7 protein-coding genes are annotated in these 6,259 nt (G+C 48.7%); 2 read left to right on the top strand and 5 right to left on the bottom strand.

Annotated elements, in window-relative coordinates; all coding sequences use genetic code 11:
• A partial coding sequence (locus KDK19_RS22670) for a hypothetical protein (RefSeq protein WP_257276344.1) occupies window positions 1–431 on the top strand: 431 nt, incomplete at its 5' end.
• A gap of 635 nt (window positions 432–1,066) precedes the next feature.
• Here the strand turns inward: KDK19_RS22670 and KDK19_RS22665 are convergent.
• From KDK19_RS22665 to KDK19_RS22650, 4 genes are all read right to left on the bottom strand, one after another.
• On the bottom strand, window positions 1,067–1,195 hold the full coding sequence (locus KDK19_RS22665; protein WP_257276343.1) for a hypothetical protein: 129 nt from the start codon (window positions 1,193–1,195) through the stop codon (window positions 1,067–1,069).
• 510 nt (window positions 1,196–1,705) lie between these two features.
• Window positions 1,706–1,909, bottom strand: coding sequence for a hypothetical protein (locus tag KDK19_RS22660; RefSeq protein ID WP_257281927.1), 204 nt, complete (start codon window positions 1,907–1,909; stop codon window positions 1,706–1,708).
• On the bottom strand, window positions 1,910–2,113 hold the full coding sequence (locus KDK19_RS22655; protein WP_257275691.1) for a hypothetical protein: 204 nt from the start codon (window positions 2,111–2,113) through the stop codon (window positions 1,910–1,912). It abuts the gene before it with no gap.
• 204 nt (window positions 2,114–2,317) lie between these two features.
• Window positions 2,318–2,638: a hypothetical protein gene (locus KDK19_RS22650; RefSeq protein ID WP_257281928.1), complete on the bottom strand. Its 321-nt coding sequence runs from the start codon at window positions 2,636–2,638 to the stop codon at window positions 2,318–2,320.
• Between KDK19_RS22650 and KDK19_RS22645 the strand changes: the two genes are divergently transcribed.
• The gene (locus KDK19_RS22645; RefSeq protein ID WP_257293004.1) at window positions 2,619–5,798 is read left to right on the top strand and encodes a hypothetical protein; all 3,180 of its coding nucleotides are present in this window, start codon (window positions 2,619–2,621) and stop codon (window positions 5,796–5,798) included. The two genes, KDK19_RS22650 and KDK19_RS22645, sit on opposite strands and share 20 nt — an antisense overlap.
• Here KDK19_RS22645 and KDK19_RS22640 read toward each other — a convergent pair.
• A complete protein-coding gene (locus tag KDK19_RS22640; protein ID WP_257275688.1) occupies window positions 5,795–5,950 on the bottom strand; it encodes a hypothetical protein in 156 nt (51 codons plus the stop codon). The genes KDK19_RS22645 and KDK19_RS22640 overlap by 4 nt on opposite strands.
• Window positions 5,951–6,259 lie beyond the last annotated feature (309 nt).

Raw genomic sequence — 6,259 nt, 5'->3', positions numbered from 1 at the left:
TGACCACGGAAGATTATTTGCACGCCATTATTTACCACAGTGATGGACAACTGTCGGTGTTTTCTTATCAAGACCAGGTCAATGTCCATCGTTTTGACACCACCATTAAGCCTGCGACAGCAGAGTCCATGCGTCCTGTTTTTGTCGGTGATAACGTCTATCTGGCCGTTGAAAATGCTGATATTGAGGGAGGTAGTCGGCAGGTACAGATGCAAGCAATTTCACTGGGTATTGAAAACTATAACTATCAAAAACCCGCTGCCGCTTCATCGTCCGCAGGATCGTCTTCGGTACTTCCAGATTGGGGAATTGGGCTAATTGCAGCGGGCACTGTGCTGGCTGTATCGGTTGCTGTTATCGTAGTCGTCAAGAGGTTTAAAAAGCAACCCCTTGGAACAGAAGCGGAAACCCACGAATTGCTCTCCTTTTGACATCCTCCCCCCACTTGAAGAGGGTATCACAAAAATGCTGTCAACATGCTAGCATACAAACCATAAAAAGCTGCTGAAAAAATACCGTACCATCGATAAAGCCAGTGACGTACATTCGTAGTGCTTGAATCCAAAAAACCTCCAAAGCATTACAATTTAATTGGTTAGCGCGATTTTGTGACGTAAAAGTAATTTTTGAGAACGGTTACCAGCTGCTCCTGCATTGCTCTGGCTCCTGCATCCACGCAGTCGTGCGGTTGCTATAAATTGGAGTTTTTCCCGCTCACCCGCATGTTTCTGCATGATGACTCCTCATAGTCTATATATACGAACACAAATACGATTAGTCTCATCATTATTTTTCATGGTACTCTCTCAATGAGCAACAGCCCGATGAAAGATCAGTATCGGCAAAGCCCAACTATCTACACAAAGTCGTCTTTATTATTATTGTCACTTGTCGTTTGTTTTCCAAGCTGGAACAGCTGGGCCAGCACTATTAAGCTGGACAATGATCATTTCAATCAATACCTGAGTACCGACCACCCGGTCATAAATACGCCTACTTTAGCCCGTACTTTATCCAGTCCGGTGTCACCTCCAGAAGTTTCATCTGCTGTCCCATCAATATCAGCTCAACCATCAGCCAGCACATTGAACGCTACTTCTGTAACACGTACTTCAACCACTTCGGTATCACCGTCAGTAATTTTATCCGCTGTTCCATCGTCATCAGCACAGCCTTCAACCAGCGCATCGACCACTCATTCTGCGGCACGTACTTCATCCAGTTTGGTGTTACCTTCGGAAGTTTCATCTGCTGTCCTATCGTCATCAGCACAGACTTCAACCAGCGAATTGAGCACTCATTCGATAAGACGAACTTCATCCAGTTCGGTGCCACTTTCTGAAGTTTCATCTGCTGTCTTATCGTCATCGGCACCGCCTTCAACCAGTGAATTGAGTACGGCTTATGTAGCGGGAACTTTATCCAGTTCGGTGTCACCGTCAGTAGTTTCATCTGCTGTCGTATCGTCATCAGCACAACCACCGACCAGCGTGTCGATCACTCATTCTGTGGGACGTACTTCATCCAGTTCGGTGTCACCTTCAGAAGTTTCATCCGCTGTCCTATCGTCGTCAGCACAGCCTTCAACCAGTGAATTGAGCACTCATTCTGCAGTCCATGCTTCACTCAGTTCGGTGTCACCTTCAGAAGTTTCATCCGCTGCCCCATCGTCATCAGCGCAGCCTTCAACCAGTGAATTGAGCACTCATTCTATAGCACGAACTTCATCCAGTTCGGTGCCACTTTCTGTGGTTTCATCTGCTGCCTCATCGTCATCGGCACAGCCTTCAGCCAGTGAATTGAACACGACTTCTGTAGCACGTACTTCATCCGGTTCGATGTCGCCTTCTGAAGTTTCATCTGCTGTCCCATCGTCATCAGCACGGCCTTCAATCCGTGAATTGAGCACTCATTCTATAGCCAGAACTTCATCCAGTTCGGTGCCACTTTCTGAGGTTTTACCTGCTGCCCCATCGTCAACAGCGCAGCCTTCAACCAGTGAATTGAGCACGACTTCTATAGCCCGAACTTTGTCCGGTTCGGTGCCACCTTCTGAAGTTTCATCTGTTGTCTCAGCGTCATCAGCACAGCCTTCAAGCAGCGAATTGGGCACGACTTCTGTAGCACGTACTTCATCCGGTTCAGTGTCACCTTCTCAAGCTTCATCTGCTGCCCCATCGTCATCAGCACAGCCTTCAACCCGTGAATTGAGTACTCGTTCTGTAGCCCATGCTTCACTCAGTTCGGTGTCACCTTCGGAAACTTCATCCGCTGCCCCATCGTCATCAGTACAGCCTTCAACCAGTGAGTTGAGTACTCATTCTATAGCCAGAACTTCATCCGGTTCGATGTCAACTTCTGAAGTTACATCCGCTGTCCTATCGTCATCAGCACAGCCTTCAACCAGTGAATTGAGCACGACTTCTGTAGCACGTACTTCATCCGGTTCGGTGTCACCTTCTGAGGTTTCATCCGCTGTCCCAGCATCATCGGCACAGCCTTTAACCAGCGAATTGATCACCACGTCTGTAGCTCGCACTTCAGCCAGTTCGGTATCACCTTCAGAAGCTTCATCCACCGCCCCATCTTCATCAGCACAGCCAACAATCAGCAAGGCCGTGACTATTGAGCTGGACAATAATAATTTCTATCAATACCTGAATGCTGACCACCCGGTCGAAGGTCGCTACGAGTTAATCAGTGATATCAACCTGAGCGAATTCACTCCCTGGGAACCCGTCGGCAATACCTCCAAACCGTTTTCTGTCACCCTCAATGGCAATGGCCACGTTATTTCCGGCCTCGAAGTTGCAACATCAGCAGATAACACAACCTCAGGCTTGTTCGGGTCGCTACGGGACAGCACCATCAGACAGATCCTGCTTAAACAACCAGAAGTGATCAGTTCCGGAAATACGAGCCCGACCGGTGCACTTGTGGGAGCGTTGAAAGACAGCAGGATTGAAGAGGTGGTCAATTATGCCGGAGCGATCAGAACGGGTGGCTATCACAGTCATGCCGGAGGTTTAGCGGGCAGTGTTTCCGGTAGTGTCATTCGCAATAGTGTCAACACCGCCGCCGTGTTCACAACCGGAAGCACCAGCACAGGCGGTATCGCTGGGGTGGCGGATCAGAGTTCTTCTGTATCAAACAACCTGAATATTGGAACAATAACTTCCAGAAGCCTGGATAACTCACCTGCCGGTGGCATTGTTGGAAGGCTGAAAGGCAATGGCGTTGCCAACAACAATGTGAACACCGGGGAGGTTAATGCTGGCCATACCGAAGATTCCGGAGGGATTGTAGGAAAAGCAGGATCAGCCAGACTGTTACATAACCTGAACACCGGAAAAATTGCCTCCGATTATTTGAGCGTTACTTCCTGGAAAAGAGCTGGGAGCATTGGCGGAATAGTAGGGTATACGGAAAGACAAACTCTGGTCAGCAAAAACCTCAACACAGGTAGCACGTCTGGAAAGCATAGCACCCAAGTGGGTGGAATAAGTGGGCAATCGGTCAACTCTAGCGTTGTTCAAAACGTAAATGCCGGAGCTGTCAGTTCTGACGGCAATCTTGCAGATATCGGAGGTATTGCCGGAGTAGCAAGGGGTGGAAGTATTCATGACAACCTGAATGCTGGACCAGTCATTGGGAAAGGGGATGATAGTCGGGCTGGCGGTATGTCCTCGCTGGCTCGTCGGGCCTCGGTTTATAACAATGTTAATACCGGCTTCATTAATTCAACTAGCCATCTAAGCCCGGCAGTTGCAAACGTTTACGAGGCAGACCTCATTGAGAATAATCTGGATACTTTCACAAAGTATTACCGGGTTTCTACTGTCGATTTCAATGGATATAATGCAGGTGTCGTAAGAGTATCGGAAAGTGCTCTCAAATCAGGCTTAAACGGCTTAAGCAGCAGGCTCTGGAATGCCGGTGATACAACAGAGCTGCCGATGCTCAGAGGTATTAACACCCCCTACCGTGAACTGGACAGAATCAATGGCACCCAACCAACAAATAACCCGTTTCCCACCGTCCTGAATGAGTTCGCTGACCCAGGTGGCGCCGAAGACGCGACCTCTTTCAATCGTACTGTCTGGAACGGTCGACATGGTTATTTACCGTTTCCTAAAGTTTTCTCTGAACTGCAAACATTACTGGCCGTAATGGATTGCACACTTGGGGGATTTGACTGCAGCGGGGTAAAGGACATCACAGCAACTCTGTTGGCTACAGCATTGTCATCCGCAAAATTATCATCCGCAAAGCCGCTCACCACTGAATTGACCACGGCTGCTGCAATCAGAGCCTTACCTGATTTGGAGTCACCATCAGACACAATATCGGCAACATCATCCTCATTGGCACAGCCGCTAACCCGTCTATTGAGCACGGCTGCTGCATCCAGTGCCCTGCCAGACAGTCCATCCCCCACAACCCATTCACTTGACCTGTCAAACTGCCAGCCACCAGAAGGCACACCACTCTTTCAAACCTATGACCCGGAAAACCAACGGGTATACGTCGTCATTCAGCCTGAGTCGCCTTCCAAAGGGATTGTTCTGGCGCGCTATAAAGGTTCTGCACTGGACCAACAATTTGGCCAGTGCGGCATTGTGACTTACACAACCTCTGCCGACTACTCCAGACTACTGGATTCCTACCCGTCTCTGACAGGGCAGGTTATTCACGAAAAGACGGGCTCTCATCTGGTTCTTGTTGCAACAACACAGTCAGGAAAAGCAATTCTGTTCGAGTTCCCGTTAAGTGCTACCCGGAGCTACCGGGGAGAATTCACTGTACGTAACGACCTGTTCCCTGAAAGTGTGCAAATTAATGATACCGCTTATCATCAGGGCGCTATTTATTTTACAGGAACCCTCGATAACAGCCTGTTGGTGGGTCGTTACCAGCAGCGACGGATCTTTCTTTCTGAAAACAGTGGCTCGTATGATAAAGAACAAGGGATTCATTTAAAGCTATCCCAAGACGGCAAACGCCTTTATGTAACCGGTCAAAGTGAAGAAGATGCACCCGATCCTCTGTTTATCAGACAATACGACAGTCAACAGCTAAAACCCACTGCCTCTTTTGGCAACAATGGCAGAGGGATAATAGCCACCAATTACGATGACATGATCAACAGCCAGCAGGACATCCTGATACAAAAAGATCAGGTCTTCGTTGCCCTATACAGCCCTGAGGGAAAAAAACTTTCTATTCGCCGGTTCGCCAGTGACAATGGACAGATGGACAGTGCTTATATGATTGACGACAGTATTGATTTTCCTTCCCCCGCACCGGGTTCGTTCGCGACCGTCAGGCTGATAGCAACAGAAGATTATCTGCACGCCGTTATCTACAACAGCGATGGACGACTGACCGTATTGACCTACAAAGATCAGGTCAATAACCATCGTCTTGGCACCACGTTTAAACCCGCGACAGCCAATACTATGCGCCCGGTTTTTGTCGGTAACAAGGTCTATCTGGCTGTTGAAATTGATGATACCGGGGAAGGCAACGAGCGAGTTCGGATGCAAGAAATTGCTCTGGATCTGGAGGGTCTGGAGGGTCTGGGAAACGATAACCTTCAGAAACCTTATGATGATTTATCGCCTTCGCAATCCTCTTCAGACACTTCTGATTGGAAAACCGGGCTCATTATTGTCGGCGCTCTCGTAGTCGTTGCAACGGTTACGGTGATCGTAGCCATTAAGAAGTTTAAAAAGCAACCCCTTGGATCAGGAGCGGAAACCCACGAATTGATGCCCATAAAGGCTAATTCGGCTTAGCGCAAACCCGCATAAATGGCTCCCGGCAGGGCTGTCTGGTTATCCTTGCAAAAGACAGGATGACCTGCCCGACTCAGCCAGAAAAGGTTACCCCTGATCCCCCCCCTCTGCTCAAACTGGAACTTTTCCCGGTTGCCAACATGTTTCTGCATGATGGCTCCCCATAGTCTATATATACGAACACGAATACGACTAGTTCTCATCATTATTTTTTGTGGTACTTACTCAATGAATAACCGTTCGATGAAAGATCAGTATCGGCAAAGCCTAACTATCTGCACAAAGTCGTCTTTACTGTTATTGTCACTTGTCGTTTGTTTTCCAAATTGGCACAGTTGGGCCAGCACATCCGTAGCTCACACTTCATCCAGTTCGGTGTCACCGTCAGAAGTTTCATCGGCTGTCCCGGTGTCAACTTCTGAAGTGCCAACCACTGCCCCAGCGTCATCAGCACCGCCACC

Source organism: Endozoicomonas sp. ONNA1 (genome assembly GCF_024606325.1).
In the GTDB taxonomy this organism is placed as follows: Bacteria; Pseudomonadota; Gammaproteobacteria; order Pseudomonadales; family Endozoicomonadaceae; genus Endozoicomonas_A.
Note: the sequence above shows the minus strand (reverse complement) of the source record. Positions and strands in the feature narration are given on the sequence as shown.

Coding starts and splice junctions, on each gene's coding strand:
- KDK19_RS22640 (WP_257275688.1), bottom strand. CDS start 5,950: ATGCAGAAACATGTTGGCAACCGGGAAAAGTTCCAGTTTGAGCAGAGG.